Source organism: Amycolatopsis anabasis, assembly GCF_009765355.1.
Taxonomy (GTDB): Bacteria; Actinomycetota; Actinomycetes; order Mycobacteriales; family Pseudonocardiaceae; genus Amycolatopsis; species Amycolatopsis anabasis.
Map to the genome: position 1 here is coordinate 114,970 of NZ_VTHK01000013.1, position 20,175 is coordinate 135,144.

The 20,175-nt window shown below is 70.1% G+C and carries 24 protein-coding genes and 1 pseudogene; 9 read left to right on the plus strand and 16 right to left on the minus strand.

All coding sequences use genetic code 11. The features are described 5' to 3' along the window. Positions 1 to 86 precede the first annotated feature (86 nt). From FXO23_RS19020 to FXO23_RS52510, 5 genes and pseudogenes are all read right to left on the minus strand, one after another. A complete protein-coding gene (locus FXO23_RS19020; protein ID WP_158886684.1) occupies positions 87 to 437 on the minus strand; it encodes a protease inhibitor I42 family protein in 351 nt (116 codons plus the stop codon). An 82-nt stretch (positions 438 to 519) separates the two neighbouring features. After that, the gene (locus FXO23_RS19025; RefSeq protein ID WP_158886685.1) at positions 520 to 1,224 is read right to left on the minus strand and encodes a hypothetical protein; all 705 of its coding nucleotides are present in this window, start codon (positions 1,222 to 1,224) and stop codon (positions 520 to 522) included. Positions 1,225 to 1,261: 37 nt separating this feature from the next. Continuing rightward, entirely contained in the window at positions 1,262 to 2,410 is a 1,149-nt protein-coding gene (locus FXO23_RS19030; protein WP_158886686.1) for a C1 family peptidase, read from the minus strand. Between the two features lie 361 nt (positions 2,411 to 2,771). Beyond that, entirely contained in the window at positions 2,772 to 3,230 is a 459-nt protein-coding gene (locus FXO23_RS52505) for an NAD(P)H-binding protein (protein ID WP_343034495.1), read from the minus strand. Beyond that, positions 3,116 to 3,418 (minus strand): annotated as a pseudogene (locus FXO23_RS52510) (NAD(P)-dependent oxidoreductase); the annotation flags it as partial. The gene FXO23_RS52505 and the pseudogene FXO23_RS52510, both read right to left, overlap by 115 nt. On the opposite strand from FXO23_RS52510, the gene FXO23_RS19040 reads away from it, so the two are divergent. After that, positions 3,375 to 3,956, plus strand: coding sequence for a TetR/AcrR family transcriptional regulator (locus tag FXO23_RS19040; protein WP_158886687.1), 582 nt, complete (start codon positions 3,375 to 3,377; stop codon positions 3,954 to 3,956). The pseudogene FXO23_RS52510 and the gene FXO23_RS19040 sit on opposite strands and share 44 nt — an antisense overlap. 3 nt (positions 3,957 to 3,959) lie before the next feature. Here FXO23_RS19040 and FXO23_RS19045 read toward each other — a convergent pair whose 3' ends face one another. After that, positions 3,960 to 4,478: a GbsR/MarR family transcriptional regulator gene (locus FXO23_RS19045; protein ID WP_158886688.1), complete on the minus strand. Its 519-nt coding sequence runs from the start codon at positions 4,476 to 4,478 to the stop codon at positions 3,960 to 3,962. Between the two features lie 94 nt (positions 4,479 to 4,572). Between FXO23_RS19045 and FXO23_RS19050 the strand changes: the two genes are divergently transcribed. After that, the gene (locus FXO23_RS19050; RefSeq protein WP_158886689.1) at positions 4,573 to 5,490 is read left to right on the plus strand and encodes an ABC transporter ATP-binding protein; all 918 of its coding nucleotides are present in this window, start codon (positions 4,573 to 4,575) and stop codon (positions 5,488 to 5,490) included. Next, entirely contained in the window at positions 5,487 to 7,136 is a 1,650-nt protein-coding gene (locus tag FXO23_RS19055; RefSeq protein ID WP_158886690.1) for an ABC transporter permease, read from the plus strand. The genes FXO23_RS19050 and FXO23_RS19055 overlap by 4 nt, the downstream gene beginning before the upstream one ends. A 50-nt stretch (positions 7,137 to 7,186) precedes the next feature. Here the strand turns inward: FXO23_RS19055 and FXO23_RS19060 are convergent, their stop codons facing one another. Further along, complete coding sequence (locus FXO23_RS19060) at positions 7,187 to 7,360, minus strand: DUF397 domain-containing protein (protein WP_158886691.1); 174 nt, start codon at positions 7,358 to 7,360, stop codon at positions 7,187 to 7,189. After that, a complete protein-coding gene (locus tag FXO23_RS19065; protein WP_281356555.1) occupies positions 7,323 to 8,201 on the minus strand; it encodes a helix-turn-helix domain-containing protein in 879 nt (292 codons plus the stop codon). Before FXO23_RS19065 ends, FXO23_RS19060 begins: the two co-directional genes overlap by 38 nt. A 93-nt stretch (positions 8,202 to 8,294) precedes the next feature. Between FXO23_RS19065 and FXO23_RS19070 the strand changes: the two genes are divergently transcribed. Beyond that, positions 8,295 to 8,522: an HC3 family zinc finger protein gene (locus FXO23_RS19070; RefSeq protein WP_158886693.1), complete on the plus strand. Its 228-nt coding sequence runs from the start codon at positions 8,295 to 8,297 to the stop codon at positions 8,520 to 8,522. 139 nt (positions 8,523 to 8,661) lie between these two features. Here FXO23_RS19070 and FXO23_RS19075 read toward each other — a convergent pair whose 3' ends face one another. Beyond that, positions 8,662 to 9,153 (minus strand): hypothetical protein, encoded by a 492-nt coding sequence (locus FXO23_RS19075; protein ID WP_158886694.1) that lies wholly within the window; start codon positions 9,151 to 9,153, stop codon positions 8,662 to 8,664. A 50-nt stretch (positions 9,154 to 9,203) separates the two neighbouring features. Between FXO23_RS19075 and FXO23_RS19080 the strand changes: the two genes are divergently transcribed. Next, positions 9,204 to 10,328, plus strand: a complete 1,125-nt coding sequence (locus FXO23_RS19080) for a winged helix DNA-binding domain-containing protein (RefSeq protein ID WP_158886695.1) — start codon at positions 9,204 to 9,206, stop codon at positions 10,326 to 10,328. Here FXO23_RS19080 and wzm read toward each other — a convergent pair. Both wzm and FXO23_RS19090 read right to left on the minus strand, forming a co-directional pair. After that, a complete protein-coding gene (gene wzm / locus FXO23_RS19085; protein WP_158886696.1) occupies positions 10,316 to 11,224 on the minus strand; it encodes a galactan export ABC transporter permease subunit Wzm/RfbD in 909 nt (302 codons plus the stop codon). The two genes, FXO23_RS19080 and wzm, sit on opposite strands and share 13 nt — an antisense overlap. Before the next feature lie 34 nt (positions 11,225 to 11,258). Continuing rightward, on the minus strand, positions 11,259 to 11,633 hold the full coding sequence (locus FXO23_RS19090; RefSeq protein ID WP_158886697.1) for a hypothetical protein: 375 nt from the start codon (positions 11,631 to 11,633) through the stop codon (positions 11,259 to 11,261). Between the two features lie 223 nt (positions 11,634 to 11,856). Here FXO23_RS19090 and FXO23_RS19095 point away from each other — a divergent pair, with 223 nt between their 5' ends. Next, the gene (locus FXO23_RS19095; RefSeq protein WP_246257524.1) at positions 11,857 to 13,131 is read left to right on the plus strand and encodes an MFS transporter; all 1,275 of its coding nucleotides are present in this window, start codon (positions 11,857 to 11,859) and stop codon (positions 13,129 to 13,131) included. Further along, complete coding sequence (locus FXO23_RS19100) at positions 13,128 to 14,576, plus strand: NAD-dependent succinate-semialdehyde dehydrogenase (protein WP_158886699.1); 1,449 nt, start codon at positions 13,128 to 13,130, stop codon at positions 14,574 to 14,576. The genes FXO23_RS19095 and FXO23_RS19100 overlap by 4 nt, the downstream gene beginning before the upstream one ends. Here FXO23_RS19100 and FXO23_RS19105 read toward each other — a convergent pair. Then, a complete protein-coding gene (locus tag FXO23_RS19105; RefSeq protein ID WP_158886700.1) occupies positions 14,573 to 15,151 on the minus strand; it encodes a TetR/AcrR family transcriptional regulator in 579 nt (192 codons plus the stop codon). The genes FXO23_RS19100 and FXO23_RS19105 overlap by 4 nt on opposite strands. Positions 15,152 to 15,239: 88 nt before the next feature. Here FXO23_RS19105 and FXO23_RS19110 point away from each other — a divergent pair, with 88 nt between their 5' ends. Both FXO23_RS19110 and FXO23_RS19115 read left to right on the plus strand, forming a co-directional pair. Continuing rightward, complete coding sequence (locus FXO23_RS19110) at positions 15,240 to 15,440, plus strand: hypothetical protein (protein ID WP_158886701.1); 201 nt, start codon at positions 15,240 to 15,242, stop codon at positions 15,438 to 15,440. Positions 15,441 to 15,767: 327 nt separating this feature from the next. After that, a complete protein-coding gene (locus tag FXO23_RS19115; RefSeq protein ID WP_158886702.1) occupies positions 15,768 to 16,634 on the plus strand; it encodes an HNH endonuclease signature motif containing protein in 867 nt (288 codons plus the stop codon). 16 nt (positions 16,635 to 16,650) lie between these two features. On the opposite strand, the gene FXO23_RS19120 is transcribed toward FXO23_RS19115, so the two are convergent. Genes FXO23_RS19120 through FXO23_RS50770 form a run of 4 tightly spaced genes read right to left on the minus strand, consistent with a single transcriptional unit; the run spans position 16,651 to position 20,169 of the window. Then, positions 16,651 to 17,289, minus strand: a complete 639-nt coding sequence (locus tag FXO23_RS19120; protein ID WP_158886703.1) for a LysE family translocator — start codon at positions 17,287 to 17,289, stop codon at positions 16,651 to 16,653. Positions 17,290 to 17,309: 20 nt separating this feature from the next. Next, positions 17,310 to 18,107: an ABC transporter ATP-binding protein gene (locus FXO23_RS19125; protein WP_158886704.1), complete on the minus strand. Its 798-nt coding sequence runs from the start codon at positions 18,105 to 18,107 to the stop codon at positions 17,310 to 17,312. Next, complete coding sequence (locus FXO23_RS19130; protein WP_179956810.1) at positions 18,104 to 19,159, minus strand: FecCD family ABC transporter permease; 1,056 nt, start codon at positions 19,157 to 19,159, stop codon at positions 18,104 to 18,106. Before FXO23_RS19130 ends, FXO23_RS19125 begins: the two co-directional genes overlap by 4 nt. Further along, a complete protein-coding gene (locus tag FXO23_RS50770) occupies positions 19,156 to 20,169 on the minus strand; it encodes a FecCD family ABC transporter permease (RefSeq protein WP_246257527.1) in 1,014 nt (337 codons plus the stop codon). Before FXO23_RS50770 ends, FXO23_RS19130 begins: the two co-directional genes overlap by 4 nt. Positions 20,170 to 20,175: the final 6 nt, after the last annotated feature.

The following is a 20,175-nucleotide window of genomic DNA, read 5'->3' on the forward strand; positions in this document are numbered from 1 at the left end:
TCAAGTCGGTGCTGGAAGTATCACGAGCCCCTTGGAACAAGGGTGCAGCCGGTCCGCCTTCAGATACATAGCTTCACTCTTTTGGCCTAGTCCGAATTGCTCGCGTGCAGAACGAACGTGAGCGTCCGCCGCGGCGCGTCCTGCCACGGGCGGACCAGTTCGGCCCGCAGAAGGTGCCGGCCGGCGCCGACGATGTCGAGCGCCAGCCGGCGAACCCCACCCTCCCCAGGGGGTCCCGCCCCCGATGACCCCTCCCCGGGTGGTCCTTCCGCTCCGCCGGCGTATTCGTCGGCGACGACCCGCACCCCTTCGGGCAGTCGCCAGCGCCAGCGGTAGCCGGACGCCGGGATCTCCGGAAGCCGGAGTTCCACGGCATCCCCCGTGCGCAGTTCCCGCGTAGCCCCCGCATCGGCCTGCGCAAGCCGGATCTTCGCCACGGTCTCTCCCCTTACCGAGCTCGCGAGGGCGGTGGTGGCCGGCGGCCCCCTCGACTGCCGGCCACCACCTGTCTGGAACGGATCAGACGACCAGCTGGTCGATCTGTCCCTGCGCGTCCTCGTGGAAGTCGACGAGGACGCGGTTGTTCTTGGCCACCAGCGCGAGCGTGATCAGGTGGCTGTGGCCGGACTCGGACGCCGGCGAAAGCCGCTTCCAGCCCGTTCCGTGCACGTACGCCCAGATGCCGGGCGTGGTGCTGTAGGACCACAGGTGCGTGATCGCCCGCTGGTAGGTCCAGCCGTTGGTGGCCGGGTGGCCTTCGGGCGGCGGCGCGCCGTTGCCTTCCCACCCGGTCGGGACGATCGGCTTCGCGTTCGGCGGAGCGCTGTTGCCCTCCCAGCCGGTCGGGACGATCGGCTTCGCGCTGGGCGGCACGCTGTTGCCCTCCCACCCGGTGGGCACGATCGGCTTCGCGTTCGGCGGGACGCTGTTGCCCTCCCACCCGGTCGGGACGATCGGCTTCGCGTTCGGCGGGACGCTGTTGCCTTCCCAGCCGGTCGGCACGGCCGGGTGGGAGTTCGGCGGCGGCGTGGCGTGGCGCCACGGCGGCTCCGCGTTGCCCTCCCAGCCGACCGGCACGGACGGCGAGGCGTTCGGCGGCACGCTGTTGCCTTCCCAGCCCGTCGGCGTGACCGGGACGGGTGGCGGCGCGACGGCCGGGTTCTCCTCCGCCGGTTTCTCCGAGGTGGTGTTCGGGTCGTCCTCGCTCAGTTTGCTGGTGGTCATCGGGTCTCTCCCCTGCTGTCTGCGCTGTATGCCGGATTCAGTTCGCGAGCTGGACCATGCCGAGTTCGTCGTCGACGAACGGGGAAACCGGGCGCCCCCGTGCCCGGGCGGCGGTCAGCGTCGCGAGGTTGTTCGTCCTGCCGTGCGGTCCGCCGGAGAGACGCGTCCACCCCAGGTGTTCCAGATACGCCCAGCCGTGCGCGTCATAGGCCGACGCGAACAGCCGGAGCGCACGCTGCGCGGGCAGCCAGGCACGCAGGTGCACGCCCGTGCAGCCGAGCGTGGTCGGCCTGGCGGCCGGGTAGTCCTCGAGATAGGCCTCGCCGTAAGCGATCCGGAAGTAACCGTCCTCGCCCCACTCGGGCCCCCAGGAGTTCTTCGCGATCCAGCACCCAGCGGTGTCGTCCCACCCGACCAGGGCGACGCAGTGGCCGCCGCTGGTCTCCTCGGTGGTGGCTCGGTAGACGCCGCCGGTGTAGTGGAAGAGATCGTTGTAGATGACCAGGCACGTGGCCACCGGCCCGTACCCGTAGAGATGGTGCTTGATCGCTGCGGGATCCCCGGTGAGGTCGACGACGCCCACCGATTTCGCCACCCGGTTCGGCCAGTCGCGGTGCGGCGTGCCGGAACCGTCTTCGCGGTACGGGAAGCAGTCCTCGAACGTGACGCCCGGCGACCTGGTGTCGTCGAACAGCTCGTCCGGCCACGAACCGGTCTGGCTCGTGTACTCCCGTGCCGCGGCGTGCCCGAAGAACAGGTGCGCTTCGGACAGGTCGAGGTTCAGGCGCGGCGCACTCCTGGTGTATGCCGCCGTGCCCTCCAGCACGGCGACCGCGGCGAATGCGCTGCACGAACCACACTCACCCTGATCCTTGACCGGGGTGACGTAGTTGCGCCCGTTCAGGTCCCGCAGGTCGAACCGTTCGGGCAGGTTCGGCGTCGGGGCCATCGCGGCGGTGACCGGCTTCCCCGCCGTCGCCAGCGCGGCCTCGGCCATCCGCCCGGGCTGCCCCGCCCGGGCCGTGGTCTCGTCCGCGTCCGGTGCCGGCACCCCGAGCCGGATCGCGCGGGAGTCGGTGGGCAGCCTGCTCAGCCGCGTCTCACCGGCCCGCCACGGATCGCCCAGTGTGGCGAGCGAATCGCGGACAGCCGCGATCTCCGCCACGCAGGGATGGTCGGGGCTCATGCATCCTCCCGGTCGGGGGTGGAAGGGGTGGAAGTAGTCATCGCCCCATATGACGCAGTAACACCGCCCGCAGATACACACCGCGTCAAACTTTTTGGCATAAATTTGGACTCATCATCCGTTTGCCAGCCCAGGGTTAGCGGAGTGTGACCACGAAGCGACCTAAAAGCGCTGTTCAGCACCGGTGTGGCGTAATCGCGGCACCCCCGACCGGCCGACATACCGCGGCACCCGACCGGCCCAGTCCCCTCCGCCCCGTAGTCCTCAGATCCGCTCTCCCCCGGCGTGTCGCGCTCCCGGGCGCGCCGCGATTCGGGACCGGCCCGAAAGCGCGCGCGCTTTCGGGCGCCCCGGAGCGGGGTCAGGCGGCGGCGACGGAAACGGTCGCGCGGGCCAGGACGTCATCGGCCGCCGCGCGGAGCAGGAAATCGGCGAGGTCGGCACGCCCGAGGCGGTAGCTGCCCCGCACGTTCGCACCCACCCGGCTCCGGATCCGCCTGGTGCGCGGCCCGCTGTTCAGCCGCGGCGGGCACACGATCGTCCAGTTCAGCCCGCTGCCGGTCACCCGCGCCTCATCTCCCGCATGTCCTCGAACATATTGCGCAGCAACCGGCCGAGCAGCGGTTTGAAGCCCGCCCGCACCAGCAGCCCGTCCCCTTCGAAGTGGAACCCGCTCGCGCTCACCACGACCAGCCGGTCCGCACCGGCCGCCCGCATCGCGGTGATGAGCGAGCGCGTGGCGTCCCGGCGCAGGGTGGTGGGGTTCCGGTCGCGGGTGCCCAACGTCGAGATCACCGCGTCCCGGCCGCTCACCGCGGATTCGATCGCCGCCGGATCGAAGACGTCCGCGGTCACCTGGTGGCCCGCGGCCAGCGCCCGGCGCACCAGGTGGCCGCCCGTCTCCCCGATCGCGCCGAAAACCGTCACCTTCATGAGTGGTCCTCCTTGGTTAGTGAGGAGCGCCATGGGCACCCGGGAGGAAATCCTCGAAGCGGCCGCGCGGATCATGCGCACCGAGGGCTACGCGCGGGCGACCACCAAGGAGATCGCCCGCGCCGCCGGATACTCCGAGGCCGCGCTGTACAAGCACTTCCCGGACAAGACCGAGATCTTCCTGGCCGTCATCAGCGAGAACATGCCCGCACTCGGGTCCACTTTGGACGAACTCGAGCGGAGTGCGGGCCGGCGCACGGTCCGGGTGAACCTGATCCGCCTGGCCCGCACCGCGCTCGACTTCTACCGCGAGAGCGTGTCGATCGCCGCGTCGCTGTACTCGTCCCAGCGACTCCTCGAGGCACACCGCGCACGCCTGATCGAGCGCGGCGCCGGGCCGCACCACCCGCAGGACGGATTAGCGCGTTACTTACGCGCGGAGCAGAAACTGGGCCGCGTCGACCGGCACGTGCACCCGGACGCCGCCGCACTGCTGCTCGGAGCCTGCTTCCAGCAGGCGTTCCTGGCCTCGTTCGCGGCCGAACCGCCCACCGATGCCGAACTGGACGCGCTGGCCACCTCCCTGGTGCACACGCTGCTCACCGGGGCGTAGGGCTCATCCGGCGCGCTTCTCGCGTTCGAGGTGCTGCTCGTGCCACCGCTCGAAGAGCAGCGGCAACTCCTTGATCATGAACTCCAGGTAGTCGGCCATCTCCGCCAGCCGACGACCAGCCGGGGTATCGGCACCCACGGCCTCGATGCCCTCGACGGCGGTGCCGTGCCAGATCTCCATGGCGCGGTCCCGTTTCTGGAAGGTCGCATACCAGAGGTCGTCGTAGAGGCGGTAGTGGTCACGCCGTTCACCCGGCTCGCGTTCCTTCGCGACCATGCCCACCTGCTCCAGGTAGCGCACGGCGCCGGAGATCGCCGCCGGGCTGACCGAGAGCCGTTCCGCCAGTTCCGCGGCGGTCAGCCGCCCGCTGTCGGTGACCATGAGCGCCGCGAACACCCTCGCCGCCATCCGCTGGAGGCCGATCTTGATCAGCACCAGCGCGAAGCTCTCGATGTAGCGGCGGACAGCCTCCTCGTCACGTCGCGTGTCGGGATCACGTTGCGATTGCGGTCTGCTCGACATGAGTCCCATCCTCTCTCATGCGGTCGGAGCGATCACTCGATCCATACCGTTTCTTAACTTCACAACTTTGTGAAAAGAGTGTACCTTCACTCGCATGGACAACGCCATCTCCATCTCCGGCCTGCACAAGTCGTTCGGCCGGACAAAGGCCCTCGACGACCTCGACCTGTCCGTCGCGACCGGCGAGGTGCACGGCTTCCTCGGCCCGAACGGCGCCGGCAAGTCGACCACCGTCCGGGTCCTGCTCGGCCTGCTTCGCGCGGACAAGGGCACCGTCCGGCTGCTCGGCGGCGACCCGTGGAAGGACGCCGCGGCCCTGCACCGCCGGCTCGCTTACGTCCCGGGGGACGTGAACCTCTGGCCCAACCTTTCCGGCGGCGAGGTCATCGACCTGCTCGGCAGGCTTCGCGGGGGACTCGACAAGCGCCGGCGCGCCGAGCTCATCGAGCGCTTCGACCTCGACCCCAAGAAGAAGGGGCGCACCTATTCCAAGGGCAACCGGCAGAAGGTCGCCATCGTGGCCGCGCTCGCGTCCAATGTGGACCTGTTGATCCTGGACGAGCCGACCTCGGGCCTGGACCCGCTGATGGAGGCCACCTTCCAGTACGCGATCCAGGAGGAGCGCGAACAGGGCCGCACGGTGCTGCTCTCCAGCCACATCCTCGCCGAGGTCGAGTCGCTGTGCGACCGGGTGAGCATCATCCGCAACGGGCACAACGTGGAGACCGGCACGCTCGCCGAACTCCGCCACCTGACCCGCACCTCGATCTCCGCCGAACTGGCCGGACCGCCCAACGGTTTGTCTACTTTGGACAACGTGCACGACCTCCGGGTCGAGGGCAACCGGGTGCACTTCGACGTCGAAACGCATTCGCTGGACGACGCGCTCAAGCAGCTCACCAAGGTCGGCGTGCGCAGCCTGACCAGCCAGCCCCCGACGCTGGAAGAGCTCTTCCTGCGCCACTACACCACCGAAGCGACCAACTCCAAACACGCGGCGGCAACGAAATGACCACCACCCTCGACCGCCCCCGGACAACGCACCACGCGCCGAGCGAGTCGCCACATCCCCTGCTCGGCACCTGGCAGATGACCCGCCTGGCGCTGCGCCGGGACCGGATCATCCTGCCGATCTGGGTCCTGCTCATCGGCCTGATCCCGTCGGCGGGCGCGAACGCGTACGAAGAGCTGTACAAGACACCCGCCGAACGCGCCTCGCTGACCGCGGGCGCCGGCGCGAACCCGTCGCTGAGCCTGCTCTACGGGCCGCCGTTCGACCTGTCCACCGCGGGCGGCTGGACCACCTGGCGCTACGGCACGCTGATCCCGCTGTTCCTCGCGCTGGCCTGCGTCTTCACCGTCACCAGGCACACCCGGCAGGAGGAGGACACCGGGCGCCAGGAACTGCTGTCGTCCACGGTCCTCGGGCGGTACGCGCCGCTGACCGCCGCCGTGCTGGTGTCCGGCGCCGCGTCCCTGGTGACCGGCCTGCTGATCACGGCCGGGATGGCGGGCGCCAAGCTGCCCGCGTCCGGGGCGCTGGCCTTCGGGCTCGGGACCGCGCTGGTGGGCTGGGTGTTCACCGGGGTGGCCGCGATCGCCGCACAGCTCGCCGAGTACTCCCGCACGGCCAACGGCATCGCCACCGCGGTGCTCGGCGTGACGTTCCTGTTCCGCGCGGTCGGCGACTCGGCCAAGGACATCGACTGGCTGTCCTGGCTCTCCCCGATCGGCTGGGGCACCCAGGTGCGGCCGTTCGCGCAGGAACGCTGGTGGGTGCTGCTGCTGTTGCTGGCGGCCGCGGTCGTGCTCGGCGGGATCGGGTACGCGCTGCTGCCGCGCCGGGACATCGGCATGGGCCTCTACCCGGCCCGGCCGGGCCCGGCCGCCGCGGCGGAGACCCTGCGCAGCCCGTTCGCGCTGGCCTGGCGGCTGCACCGCGGTGCGCTGATCGGCTGGGGCATCGGGTTCGCCCTGATGGGCGCGATGCTCGGTTCGCTCGTCGCCGGGATCGGTGACGTGGTGGGCGACAGCGAGCAGACGCGGCAGATGCTCGAGCGGATGGGCGGCGCCTCCGGTATTGAGGACGCCTTCCTCGCCGCGATGACCGGCATGGTCGGTGCGGTCGCGACGATGTACGCGGTGCAGGCGACCCTGCGGATGCGCTCGGAGGAGGTCGCGCTGCGGGTCGAGCCGCTGCTGGCCACCCGGGTCGGGCGGCTGCGCTGGGCGGGGAGCCACCTGGTGTTCGCCCTGCTCGGCACCGCGGTGCTGATGGCGGTCGCCGGGCTCGCGATGGGGCTGCTGCACGGGCTGCGGATCAGCGACGTGAGCGGTCAGGTGCCCGCCGTGCTCGGCGCTTCCCTGGCCCAGCTGCCCGCGGCGTGGGTGGTCGTCGCCGCCTCGGTGCTGCTGTTCGCGTTCCTGCCGAAGTTCGCGACGGCCGCCTGGGCGGTGGCCGCGTTCTTCGTGCTGCTCAAGGTATTCGGCCCGGTCGCCCAGGTCTCCCAGGCGGTGCTGAACATCTCGCCGTTCACGCACATCCCGCAGCTGCCCAGCGCGGAGTTCACCGCGACCCCGCTGCTCTGGCTGACCGGTATCGCGATCGTGGCCCTGGCCGCAGGCCTGGCCCGCTTCCGCCAGCGCGACATCGGCTAGGTCGTGAGTGGTTAGGCCGGTTCTAACCGGCCTAACCACTCACGACCCGACTAGGACTTCAGCGCCGAGAGGACCGCGGACCACACCTCGCGAGACAGGATCAGCGTGCCCCCATCCCTGTCCTTTGTGTCCCGTACGCCGACCGTGCGACCGACCGCAACCTCGACGCAGTCGGACGTCGACCCGCTATAACTGGATTTTCTCCAGCCCATTTGGTCCGACATGGGCACTCCACCTCGCCTGGATCCGAGTGATCAGTCGGGCCGATTCTGTCTCACTCAGTGCAACACGCGCGAAGTAGGGCAAGAGATCGAGATAAGGGGCGGTGTGCTTGTCCTCATCCATGAACACACCGGACCGGGCGAGTTCAACGTGGACCACCGGCGGTGCGGAGTGGAACTCCAGCGTGCTGAACGAGCCGAGTTGTCCGCGGTGCGGGCCGACTCCAGTAGGCACCACCCGCACCGCGACATTGGGCCGCGCGCCGATTTCCCGGATCGCGGCCAGTTGACTCGCCGAGATCGCCGCATCTCCAACCGGGGTGTACAGGGCAGGCTCACCGATGAAGGCGACATAGCGCACCTTCCCGGTGGTGAGTATGTGCTGACGGCGAAGCCGCGCGGTGAGTCGCAATTCGACACCGCTCGGCGCGATGCCGTCGGCGAGCATCCATGCCCGTGAATAGTCCAGAGTCTGCAGCAGACCGGGGATCAGCAGCGGCGCCCAGTTGGTAATCCGGATCGCCTCGGACTCGTAGTCGGCAAGAGTCGCGGATTCCTTTGGCAGGCCGTGCATTCCCTGGTCCCACCAGCCTGGTTCGTCCATGGTTCTGGCGATCGCGAGGATCTCCCTGCTCAGATCTCCGCGCACGCGGTAGACACCCAGCATCTGCGCGACCTCTTCCACGGTCATGTTGCGCTTGCCGGTCTCCAGACGGGACAGAGTGGACTTGTCCCAGTCGAGCGCTTCGGCGGCCTCACGCAGGTTCAACCCGGCGTTTTCCCGGCATACCCGCAACTGCGCACCGAGCCCCCTGGCCTTGGCACCAGGCGATTTTCGCGGCATTGAGCACCCCTCCCCGTCTCGTTGCTGCAACGAGCTTGCGTTGAGTGTAAGAACGCTTACGCTCTGTTCCAAGCGACACGCGGGGAGGTAGGGATGTTGCACTGGCAGCAGGCCGAAGGGAAGCGACACGCGATGGTGGGGCTCACCCCGCCGCCGGGCGGTAGTTTCCGCGCGCTGTGCGGGGCCGAGGTGACCGTTCGCCGCACCGACATCCTCGAACTCGGCGGGCACTGGTTCGATCCGACCTGCCTCGCCTGCGAAACCGCCTGGCTCAGCGGCGCAGGTTCACCATTTCGGGCGAGGACTCCAGGCCCCAGGTGAGCCGTTCCGGCGACCAAGCGCACGGCAGCTTGCCGTGCGCTGGGGTCGTGAGTGGACAGACCGGTTAGAACCGGCCGCAACACTCACGATCCCCCGTCAGAAGGCGACCGCGAACTTGTCGACATCCCGCTTCCGCCCCTCAGCGGCGCTGGGTCACCGTTCCGTCCGGGGCGACCGTCAGCCCCGCTTGCGGGCCGCCCGCGCCGCAGTCCGGGCCGTTCGGGTAGGCCAGCGCCGGGGTGACCTCGAGGACCCGTTCGGAGAAAGTGCTGCCGCTTTCGGAAACCAGGGCGAGGGTCACCCGCACCGGCGACGCGGGGAGGCCGGGGACATCGGCGAAGCCGTGTTTCGCGCCGGTCGGCCGGGCCTGTGCCGAGCACACCTCGCCCGCGCAGCCGGACTGGCCGGCCTCGCTGGACGGGAACAGGTCCACCCGCGGCGCCTGGCAGGAGCCCGCCCAGCACACCGTCACGTTCACCGCGCGCGCCCGGTCGGCCAGCGGCGCCGCGATGTCGATCGAGATTCCCACCGGCGTGCCGATCTCGGTGCACGGGTGACCGTCGCCCGCTCCCGCCGGGGCGCCGCAGGCGGTGGCGAGGAAGAGCAGGCCGATCGCGGGGAAAGCACGCATGCCCTACAGACGGCACGACACCCGCGAGTGGTTGCACTAGCGTGCTGGGCATGGTCACCGTGGACGAAGCCGTGCGGTTCCGGCTCGCCGGGCACGGGCTGGCCGAACGCGGGGACGACCTCCTCGCCGCGGCCGGGGCGATCGGCGTGCAGCACACCCCGCCGGGGTCGGCGGGCCAGGCACTGCACGCGCGCGTGCGGGATCTTTCCCCCGATGTGGTGAAAAAAGCCCTGCACGAAGACAAATCGCTCATCCAGGTGTGGAGCGTGCGGGGTGCGCCGCACGTGGTGCCGACCGCGGACGCGGCCGTGTTCACCACTGGGCTCAAGCCTTGCGACGAGGAATCCACGCTGCATTTCATCCGCGGCGCGGCCGAGCACCTGGACGCGCTGGGGCTGACCGCGAGCGAAGCGGTCGAACGCACGCTCGAAGCGCTGCCCGAGGTCCTCGACGGGCGGGAACTCACCAAGGACGAACTGGGTGTCGCGCTCGCCGATCAGGTGCGGGTCCGGAAACCCGGGAAGTGGAACGAACCCGACGGACTGGGGAAGAACACCTACGGCCAGAGCCTGGTGCGGTTCGCGTTGTACGTCGCCGGGCTGCACGGCACGGTGTGTTTCGTTTCGGAGAACCCGGCGAGATTCGCGTTGACCGAGCAGTGGCTCGGGAAACCGTTGCCACCCAAGGAAGAACCGCGGGCGGAGCTGGTCCGGCGGTACCTGCGCTGCCACGGGCCGTCGACCCCGGGCGAATTCGCGGAATGGTCCGGGGTCTCGCCGCGGTTCGCCCGCGAGTCCTGGGAACTCGTGGATCCGGCCGAGGTCCGCTACCGCGATCGCACCGCCTGGACCCTCGCCGGAGACCGCCCGGAACCACCACGCGCCAAGGGAATCCGCCTGCTGCCGCCGTACGACCCGTACCTGGCGACCCGCGACCGGGAATCGCTCGTCGCCGATCGGCAGCTCCGCGAACGCGTGTGGCGCATCGTCGGCAACCCCGGCGTCGTGCTGCGCGACGGCGAGATCGCCGGGCTCTGGCGGCCGCGGAAACAGGGCAAGCGGCTGACCTTGACCGTCGAGGCGTTCGGCGAACTGGACGCGAACGAACTCGTCGGCGAAGCCGAATCACTCGCCCCGTTCCGCGGGGCCAGCGAGGTACGCGTTCAGACCCAGTAGGAAATCCGCGACCGGTAGTTGCGCAGCACGAGCAGCGCCAGCGCCCAGCCGACCACGGTGACGCCGCCCGCCACCACCCAGTGCACCCAGCTCTGCATCTGGCCGATCAGCGGCGCCCGGAGGATCTCCACGAAGTGGTAGATCGGGTTGAACTTCAGCACCGTGACGCCCCACGAGCCGGGCCCGCTGTTGGCGTTCATGGCGATGACCTGGTCCATCGACCACATGATCGGGGTCGCGTAGAAGAGCATGGTGATGAAGCTCTGGATGACCGGCGGGACGTCCCGGAACCGGGTCGCGACGACGCCGAACAGCAGCACCACCCAGGTGCCGTTGAGCATGATCAGCACGAACGCCGGGATCGCCAGCAGGATCGGCCACCCCAGGCCCGGATGCACCGGCGCGTCCGGGTGGTCGATGACCTTGTACGGATGGTCGACGCTGCCGAAGAAGACGAGCAGCACGACCACGTAGACGACCATGTTGTGCGCGAAGTACAGGGTCTGCCGCCAGACCGTGCGGAAGGCGTAGGTCGTGATCGGCGCGGGCAACTGCTTGATCAGGCCCTCGTTCACGATGAACGTCTCGGAGCCTTCCACGATGCAGCCGTTGATGAAGTTCCACAGGATCAGCCCGGTGGTGATGCTCGGCAGCAACGTGGCGATCGACGTGCCGAACAACGCGGAGTTGACCACGCCGAGCGCCAGCGCGGTGACCCCCATGCCCACGGTGATCCACAGCGGACCGATGGTCGAGCGGCGGTAGCGCTGCTTGATGTCCTGCCAGGCGAGCTGCCCCCAGAGTTCGCGCGCCCGCAGGGCCCGCACCAGATCCTGGAATGCGCGCCGGAAAGTCTTGGCGGACCCGGCGAATCGGGCGGGAGCTTCGGGTTCCACTGGCGATGCGGTACTCGTCGACACCCCCGCGAAGCTAGCAGCGCGGTCGGCACCGGGTGGACGGCGACTGGCCGGTAGAGCTGGAAGTCGGTTCCGCGGAGGTCGAACTCGGGGTGGCCGAGGTCGGAGTGACCGTTTCGGACCGGGTCACGGTCTGCCGTTCGATGATCGTCAGTTCCGACGGGGAAGGTGCCACGACGACCTCGGTGATCGTCGAGGCGGGCCGCGGCGGACCGGGCACCGTGCGGACGATCGTGCTGGGGTTCGGCGCGACGACTTCGCGCGCGGGGACCGCGTTCTGCGGCGGGGTGCGCCCGGCGACCAGTGCGGCGGCGACCGAAAGCCCGGCGACGAACCCGGCGAGGACGCCGACCGAGACGACCCCGGTGCGGGGCCACCGCTCGACCATGGACGACACCTCCCCGGGCTCGACCCACGACTAACAGACTGTCACGCGCATCCCTGTACTGGCTCGGTTCTTTCACTGGTCCGACGTTCTTCAGGGTACTCGCGTTGATCGCACGAACCGTTACAGAGCGTGTCAAACACACCTATCGTGTCGCGTTTCTTCTTGAGTTGGCAGGACTCAACTTAGTTGCCGCCGCGTGCTCAGCCCGGGCATGGTGGGTCGGGTGATCACCGAGGCTCGGCGTGGTGGGTTGCTGCGTCACCGGGACTTCCGGCAGTTGTGGCTCGCCGACGCGCTGAGCCAGTTCGGCAGCCGGATCCAGGTCCTCGCCCTGCCGCTGCTGGCGGCCACCACCCTGCACGCTTCGGCGTTGCAGGTGTCGTTGCTGCGCACCCTGGAAACCCTGGCGTACCTGGTAATCGGCCTGCAGGTGGGCGCCTGGTGCGACCGGCTGCGCTGCCGTCCGCTCCTGCTCGCCGCCGATCTCGGCCGCACGGTCGTGCTCGCCTCGGTCCCGGTGGTGGCCGCGTTCGGCGTGCTCACCCTCGGACAACTGTTCGCGGTGGTCGCGACGACCGGGGTGCTGAGCGTGTTCTTCGATGTGGCGCGGCCGAGTTACCTGCCCCGGCTGGTCGGCCGGGAACACCTCCTGGAAGCCAACGCCCGGCTGGAGACGAACCGGTCGATGGCCGCGGTCGCCGCCCCGGCGCCCGCCGGGTACCTCGTGCAGGTCTTCGGCGGCCCGGCCGCGATCGCGGTCAACGCGCTGAGTTTTCTCTGGTCCGCCTGGTGGCTTCGACGCATCCGAACTCCTGACCCGCGCCCGGTCCGGGCGGAACGGCCGAGGCTGTGGCGCGAGATCGGCGAAGGGTTGCGGCTGGTGTTCGGGCATCCGATCCTGCGCGCGATCGGCCTGAATGCCGCGGTGCTGAGCCTCTTCCAATCCGGGCAGATCGCGATCAACGTGGTCTTCCTGCTGCGCGAGATCCACCTTTCGCCCGGAATCATCGGCGTGCTCAGCACCAGCACCCTGGTCGGCGCGGTGCTCGGCGCGCTGTGCGCCCGGTGGATCGGGCTGCGGCTGGGGCAGGCCCGCGGGCTCTGGGTGTCCGGGATCGTGATCGGGCTGGCGTACCTGCTCTTTCCGCTCACCGGCCCGGGGTGGGCGCTCGCCTGGTACGTCGTCGCGGGCCTGGCCACCAGTTTCGGGATCATCGTGCTGAGCGTGCTGGCGGCGAGTTTCCAGCAGGCCGTCACGCCGGAACGCCTGCTGGGCCGGATGAACGCGACGATCCGGTTCCTCCTGCTGGGGCCGGTACCGCTGGGCAGCCTGCTCGGCGGGGTGCTGGCCGGGACGCTCGGGCTGCGCGCCACGCTGTGGGTGGCCGGGGCCGGGGTGTTCGCGAGCGCCGGATTCCTGGTGTTCTCGCCACTGCGGCGATCGCGTGCTCTGCCCCGGGAATGCGAATCCGCGGAGCCGGGTAGCCGGGAGGGATGAACGACCTGATCGATCGCGTACCCAAGCAGGTTTTCCGGAACGGCTCCTGGTGGGATTCGGCCGACGCCACCACGTTCGGCGTGCACGACCCGGGCAGCGAGGAGTGGCTGTGCGAAGTCGCCGACGGCCAGGCCGCCGACGCCGAAGCCGCGGTGGAGGCGGCGGTCGCGGCCCAGGATTCGTGGGCGGCGACGCCACCCCGGGAACGCGGGGAGATCCTGCGGCGCGCGTGGCAGCTGATGACCGACCGCGCCGACGACCTCGCCCGCCTGATGACCCTGGAGATGGGCAAGAGCCTCACCGAATCCCGGGCCGAAGTGACTTATGCGGCCGAGTTCTTCCGGTGGTTTTCCGAGGAAGCCGTGCGCATCGACGGCCGGTACACGCCGAGCCCCGCCGGGGGCGGCCGCACCATCGTCACTAAGCAACCGGTCGGCCCGTGCCTGCTGGTCACGCCGTGGAACTTCCCGCTCGCCATGGGCACCCGCAAGATCGGCCCGGCGATCGCCGCGGGCTGCACGATGATCGTCAAACCCGCGCAGCTCACGCCGCTGTCGATGCTGAACCTGGCCGCGCTGCTCGCCGAGGCCGGGCTGCCGGACGGGGTGCTGGGTGTCGTGCCGAGCACGTCGGCGAGCCGGGTGGTCGACCCGGTGCTCGGCGACTTCCGCGTGCGCAAGCTGTCCTTCACCGGGTCCACCGAGGTGGGCCGCAAACTGGTCGAGCAGTGCGCGCCGAACCTGCAACGCACGTCGATGGAACTCGGTGGGAACGCGCCGTTCCTGGTCTTCCCCGACGCCGATCTGGACGCCGCGGTGCGGGGCGCGGTGACCGCGAAGATGCGCAACAACGGCGAATCCTGCGTCGCGGCGAATCGGTTCCACGTGCACGAATCGGTCGCCGAGGAGTTCACGCGCCGGCTCACCGCCGAACTGGACGCGCTGAAGATGGGCCACGGCACCGAGGACGGCGTGCAGGTCGGGCCGCTGATCAGCATCGAGCAGCGGGACAAGGTCGTCGAACTGGTCGCCGACGCGACCGACCGGGGCGCGAAGGTCACCACGTCCGGGCAGCAGTGGGAGGGCAAGGGTTTCTTCTACCCGCCGACCGTGCTGGCGGACGTGCCCTCCTCGGCCCGCATCCTGCACGAGGAGGTGTTCGGACCGGTCGCGCCGATCACCACGTTCGCCGACGAAGACGAGGCGTTGCGGCTCGCGCACGACACCGAGTTCGGCCTGGTGGCTTACGTGTTCACCCGGGATCTCGACCGCGCGATCCGGGTCGGCGAGCGGCTGCGGACCGGGATGGCCGGGTTGAACACCGGGCTGGTGTCGAACGCGGCGGCGCCGTTCGGCGGGGTGAAGTCCTCGGGGTTCGGTCGCGAGGGTGGCGCCGAGGGCATCGACGAGTACCTGGACGTCAAGTACCTGGCGCTGGCGGTCTAGGGCCAGAACCCGCTGGTGGCGCGGTCGATCAGGGCCCGCGCTTCGGCGGGTGTGGTGTGCCCGAGCACGACGTGCTGGGTGAGGCCGTCGGCCATCGCCTGGAGGGCCCGGGCCTCGGGCGCGGGGTCGATCTCCGCGCGGATGTGCCCGGCGTGCTGGCCGTAGGCGATCAGCCACTCGAGGAGTTCGAGGGCTTTGGCGTGCTGCTCGCGCAGGACGGCCGCGAACTCGTCGCGGACCCCGGCCTGCGCCACGAAGGTCAGCCAGACGCGGGCCTCCGCCGGGCTTTCGGCGAGCGTCATCTCGTGCACGGTGATCCGGAGCAGGTCCCGTGCGTGGTCCGAACCGTCGATGCGGGACCGGGCGCGTTCGGTCGTCCGGGCGATGATGTGCTCGAGGGCGAAGCGGAGCATGCCGTCCTTGGGGAAACTGCGCTGGACCGCGCCCATCGAGACGCCCGCGCGGTCGGCGACGTCGCGCAGGGTGGCCGCCTCGATCCCCCGCTCGGCGATGAGTTCGCAGACGGCGTCGGCGATCCGCTGCCGCCGGGCGTCGTGGTCTACCTGCCGTGGCATACCGGTCATCGTACCCCGTTGTGATGCGCTTGCATCGGTACCGTGCTAACGTTCCGATGCAAGCGCATCACAACCCGGGGAGGGAATCATGCGGACCGCACTGTGGATCGTGGGCGTGCTCCTGCTGGTGCAGGGATTCGGTTCGGCGCTCACCGAGTCGCTCTGGCATTCGTCGTTCGGGGTGTCCGGAATCCTCGTCGGCCTCGGGGCGCCGACGTGGATCTCCTGGGTGCTCGGCGGGGCCGGGGTCGTGGTGCTGGCCGGGGCGGCCGCCTGGCGGCGGGCCTAGCCGGGCGGCTGCGGGAAGGTCGCCCCAGTCCGCGCGGTTTGCCGCGCTCGATCCCGGCGTTGTTGAACGCGATGCCGAGGCGCCCGTACTTGGGTTCTGCGGCCGCTGGGAGCGTCTCGGCGAGGCGGTCGAGCAGGCGATCCGGAAAGCGGGCGGGGACCCGGCGAGCCCGGCACCCAGCCCACCCAGCACTCCCCGGCGATTCAACTCCGTCATCGGTTTCTCTCCTCGTACGACGTGCGGACGCCTCCACTGTCGTCACGAAGAGCAACCAAGCCATCCGTCAAACCGACCGGTCTTGTCGGCATATCGCTCTATCGTGTGAACATGACCGAACCGGCGACCACGCTCGATGACCTGCTGAGCCGGATCGACACGATGCAGCGGTACCGGCGAGCGGGAAAGAGCGCGCTCTTCCAACCGGTAGTCCTGTTGTGGGCGATCGGCCGAGCCCGGCGCGGCGCCGAACGGCTACTCCCCTGGCCCGAAACCCAGGCCACCCTGAAAGAACTGCTCCGGAAGCACGGCGAGAAGCCGCGACCGGATCGCCCCATCGCGGCACTGCATCGGGCCGGGATCTGGGAACTGCGCGACCACGAACCCCCGGTTCCCACCGCGCACGGGGGCGCCGAGCCGGAACCCTGGTTCAACCGGAACCAGCCACGCGGCGGACTCCCCCTGCCGATATACGAACTGCTCCGAGACTCGGAATCGGCACAGGCCGCCGCCATCGACCAGATCTTCGACACCTACCTCGACAACGAACCGCACGACGAACTGCTGACCGACACGGGCCTGATCGACTCCACGCGAACCGGAATGGCAACCGAATACGCGCGGTTGTGCCGGGTCGTCGAGCGCGGCGAGCCGGTGAACTCGGGCAAGCGCACGACCCGGACCACGACCAGCCCGTTCCGCTCGGCCTGTGCCCGGGAAGCCGTGCGGTTACGCAGTGCGGGCCGATGCGAAAACCCCGGCTGCACCGGACAACCCGAGGACGTGACCGACAGCGGCAAACCGCTCCTCGACGTCGACCACATCGAGGATCTGGCGCTGGGCGGACGCGATCACCCGGAGCAGATGATCGCGCTGTGCCCGAACTGCCACCGGATCAAAACCCACGGGAGCACCCGGGAACACCTCCGCGCGAAGCTGCGGGAGGTGGCCCGGTCACGCCACACGACCTACAGCTGAGTCCCGCGCGCGGGCGCTACCGGGATTCTGCGGCGAGTTTCAGGCCGAGTCCGATGAGGACAGTCGCGGTGACCCGGTCCAGCCAGCGCTTCACCTTCTCGCGGAGGAAGAACCGCCGCGCCTGGGCCGCGGCCAGCAGGAGGGTGGACATCCAGAGCAGGCCGACGGTCACGTGGATCGCCACCAGCAGCGCGCCCCAGGCCGCCGAGCCCGGCCCCGCCGGGAGGAACTGCGGCAGCAGGCTCATGTAGAACACCCCGACCTTGGGGTTGAGCAGGTTGGTGACCAGGCCCGCTCGCAGCGCCACCCCGTTCCCCGAGCGGCCGGGAGTCGCGGCGACCTCGGCGGGTTCTTCGCGGCGGTTGCGCGGCAGGCTCTTCCACAGCGCCGAGCCGCCCAGCCAGATCAGGTACGCCGCGCCCGCGATGCGGACGATGTCGTAGGCGAGCCGCGACGCGGTGAGCAGCGCGGTCAGCCCGGCGATGCTCGCGGTCCCCCAGACCAGGCAGCCCAGGCTGATCCCGGCGAGCGCGGCGAATCCGGCCCGCCGGCCGCCGAGCAGCGTGTGCCGCAACATGAGCATCGTGTCGAGGCCCGGGGTCAGCACGCCGAGCAGGGCGACCAGGGTGAACCCGAGGAGAGCGGTTTCCGACATGCGCCCATCACAGCACAGGATCAGCCGTCCTTGTGGTGCGCGCTGACCGGGATCACCAGGGGCGTTCCGGCGACCGGATCCGGCAGCACCTTCGCCTCCAGGCCGAAGACCTCGTCCAGCAACGGCTCGGTGAGGACTTCGGCGGGTTCGCCGCGCGCGACGATCTTCCCCGCGCGCATGGCGATCAGGGTGTCGGCGTACCGCGCGGCCAGGTTCAGATCGTGCAGCACCATGACCACGGTCGTTCCACGATCGGTATGCAGCTTGTATACAAGGTCGAGCACGTCGACCTGGTGCGCGAGATCGAGGTAGGTGATCGGCTCGTCGAGCAGCAGCAGACCGGTCTCCTGCGCCAGGGTCATCGAAATCCACGCGCGCTGCCGCTGCCCGCCGGAGAGGTGGTCGACCATCCGGTCCGCGTGCTCGTCCATCCCGGTCAGCCGCAACGCTTCGGCGATCGCGTGCTCGTCGGTGGGCGACCACTGGCGGTACCAGTTCTGGTACGGATGCCGCCCCCGCGAAACCAGGTCCGCCACGGTCAGCCCCTCCGGCGCGACCGGCGACTGGGGCAGCAGGCCGACGACCTTCGCGACCTCGCGCGTGGGCAGCTTGTCGATCCGCTTGCCGTCCAGCAGGACCGCGCCGTCGCGTGGGCCGAGCAGCCGCGCCAGGGCGCGCAGCAGGGTCGACTTGCCGCAGCCGTTCGGCCCGATGATCGCGGTGACCGTGCCGTCGAGCACGTCCAGGTCCAGCCCGTCGACGACGACCGAGTCGCCGTATCCCAGCCGCAGTCGCTCGGCTCGCAGTCTCGCGGTCATCCCCGCTCCTCCCGGCGGCTTCGCACGAACAGGTAGATCAGGTACGGCGCGCCGAGGATCGCGGTGAGCACCCCGACCGGCAGCCCGGAAATGCCCGGGAGCACGCGCACCGCCAGATCGGCGGTCACCGTGAGCAGCGCGCCCACCGCGAGCGACCCGGCCAGCGGTGGCTGCGCGGTTCCGGCCAGGCGCAGCGCGATCTGCGGGCTGGCCAGCGCGACGAACGTGATCGGCCCGGCCGCCGCGGCGGCCACCGCCGCGAGCCCGGCGGCCAGCAGCAGCAACCCGCCGCGCGCGGCGTCCACCCGGATACCGAGCGCACGCGAGGTGTCGTCGCCGAACTGCAGACCGCCGATGGTGCGCGAGCCGACCAGGGTCACCGGAACCAGCACCGCGAGCGCGATCAGCACCGGCCACACCGACTCCCAGCCCACGTCGGCCAGGTTGCCGACGAGCCAGGTCGTCGCGCGCGCCGCGTTGTCCACGTCGCCGACGGTCAGCAGCCAGTAGACGACGTTGTAGCCGATCGCCGACAGGCCGATCCCGACCAGCACCATGCGGTAGCCGTCGATCCCGCGGCGCCAGGACAGCAGGTACAGCAGCAGCCCGGCGAGCAGGCCGCCACACAACCCGGCCAGCGGCACGCCGAACCCGCCCGCGCTCCCGCTCACCTGGCCGGCGTTCCCGCCGACGACGATCACCAGGACCGCGCCGACCCCGGCGCCCCAGGTGATGCCGAGGACGTCCGGGCTGGCCAGCGGATTGCGCGCGATCGACTGGAACACCGCGCCGGACAGCCCGAGGGCCGCCCCGACCAGGGCACCGGCCAGCGTGCGCGGCAGCCGGAGGTCGAAGACGATGCCCTGCTCGCGCCGGTCGCCACCGCCGAACAACGTCCGCAGCACGTCGAAGGCGTCGAGATGGGCGCTGCCCTGGGCGATGTTCACCGCGGCCACCACGAGCAGCAGGGCCGCGGCGGCGAGCGGCACCGCCACCACCCGCGGCCGGAAGCTCCACGCGGCCGGACCGGCCTTCAGCACCTTGCGGTTCACAGGCGCACCAACCCCTTCCGGCGCACCAGGAACACGAACACGGGCGCGCCGATCAGCGCGAGCATGATGCCGACCTCGAACGAGTCCCCGGTGAGCACGCGCCCCAGCACGTCCGCGGCCAGCAGCACGATCGCGCCGAGCAGGGCCGCGAACGGGACCAGCCACCGGTAGTCCGGCCCGGTGAGCGCACGCGCGAGATGCGGCACGACCAGCCCGAGGAACGCGATCGGCCCGCATGCGGCGACGGCCGCGCCGGTGAGCAGGGTGATCGCGAGGACGCCGACCACCCGGGTCCGGCGCTTGCGCTGACCGAGCGCGGTCGCCACGTCGTCGCCGAGGGAAAGCAGGTTCATCCCGGGCGCGTTGAGCAGCGCGAGAAGTAAGCCAACGACAAGAAAAGGGATTATCTGCGCGGCGACCGTGTAGTCGCGCGCGGCGATCGATCCGACGTGCCAGAACCGGTAGACCTCCATGCCCAGCCGGTCGCCGAGCACGATCGCGGAGACCAGGCCGTTGAGCAGGAAGCTGATCGCGGATCCGGCGAGCGCGAGCGTCACCGGGGTGGAGCCGCGGCCACCGGCGGTGCCCAGTGCGAACACCACGACACTGGCCAGCAGCGCGCCCGCGAACCCGAACCAGATCGTTGTATACAAGCTGTGTACATCCAGTACGACGGTGGAGAGCACGACCATGAACGCGGCGCCCTGGTTGACGCCGAGCAGGCCGGGTTCGGCGAGCGGGTTGCGGGTGTGCCCCTGCATCAGCGCCCCGGCCGCGCCGAGCGCGAGGCCGACCAGCACGCCGAGCAGGGTCCGCGGCAGCCGCAGCGACCGCACGACGAGGTGCTCCTCGAGCCCGGACGGGTGCGCCAGCGCGTCCCAGACGACACCGAGCGGGATGGCCCGCGCACCGAACACCACGCTTGCCACGCAGGTCAGCAGCAGTACGACGACGAGGGCGGCCAGTGCGAGCGGGCGGGTGCGAGCGCGGTTGGTGACGGTCGAGTTCACGTCACC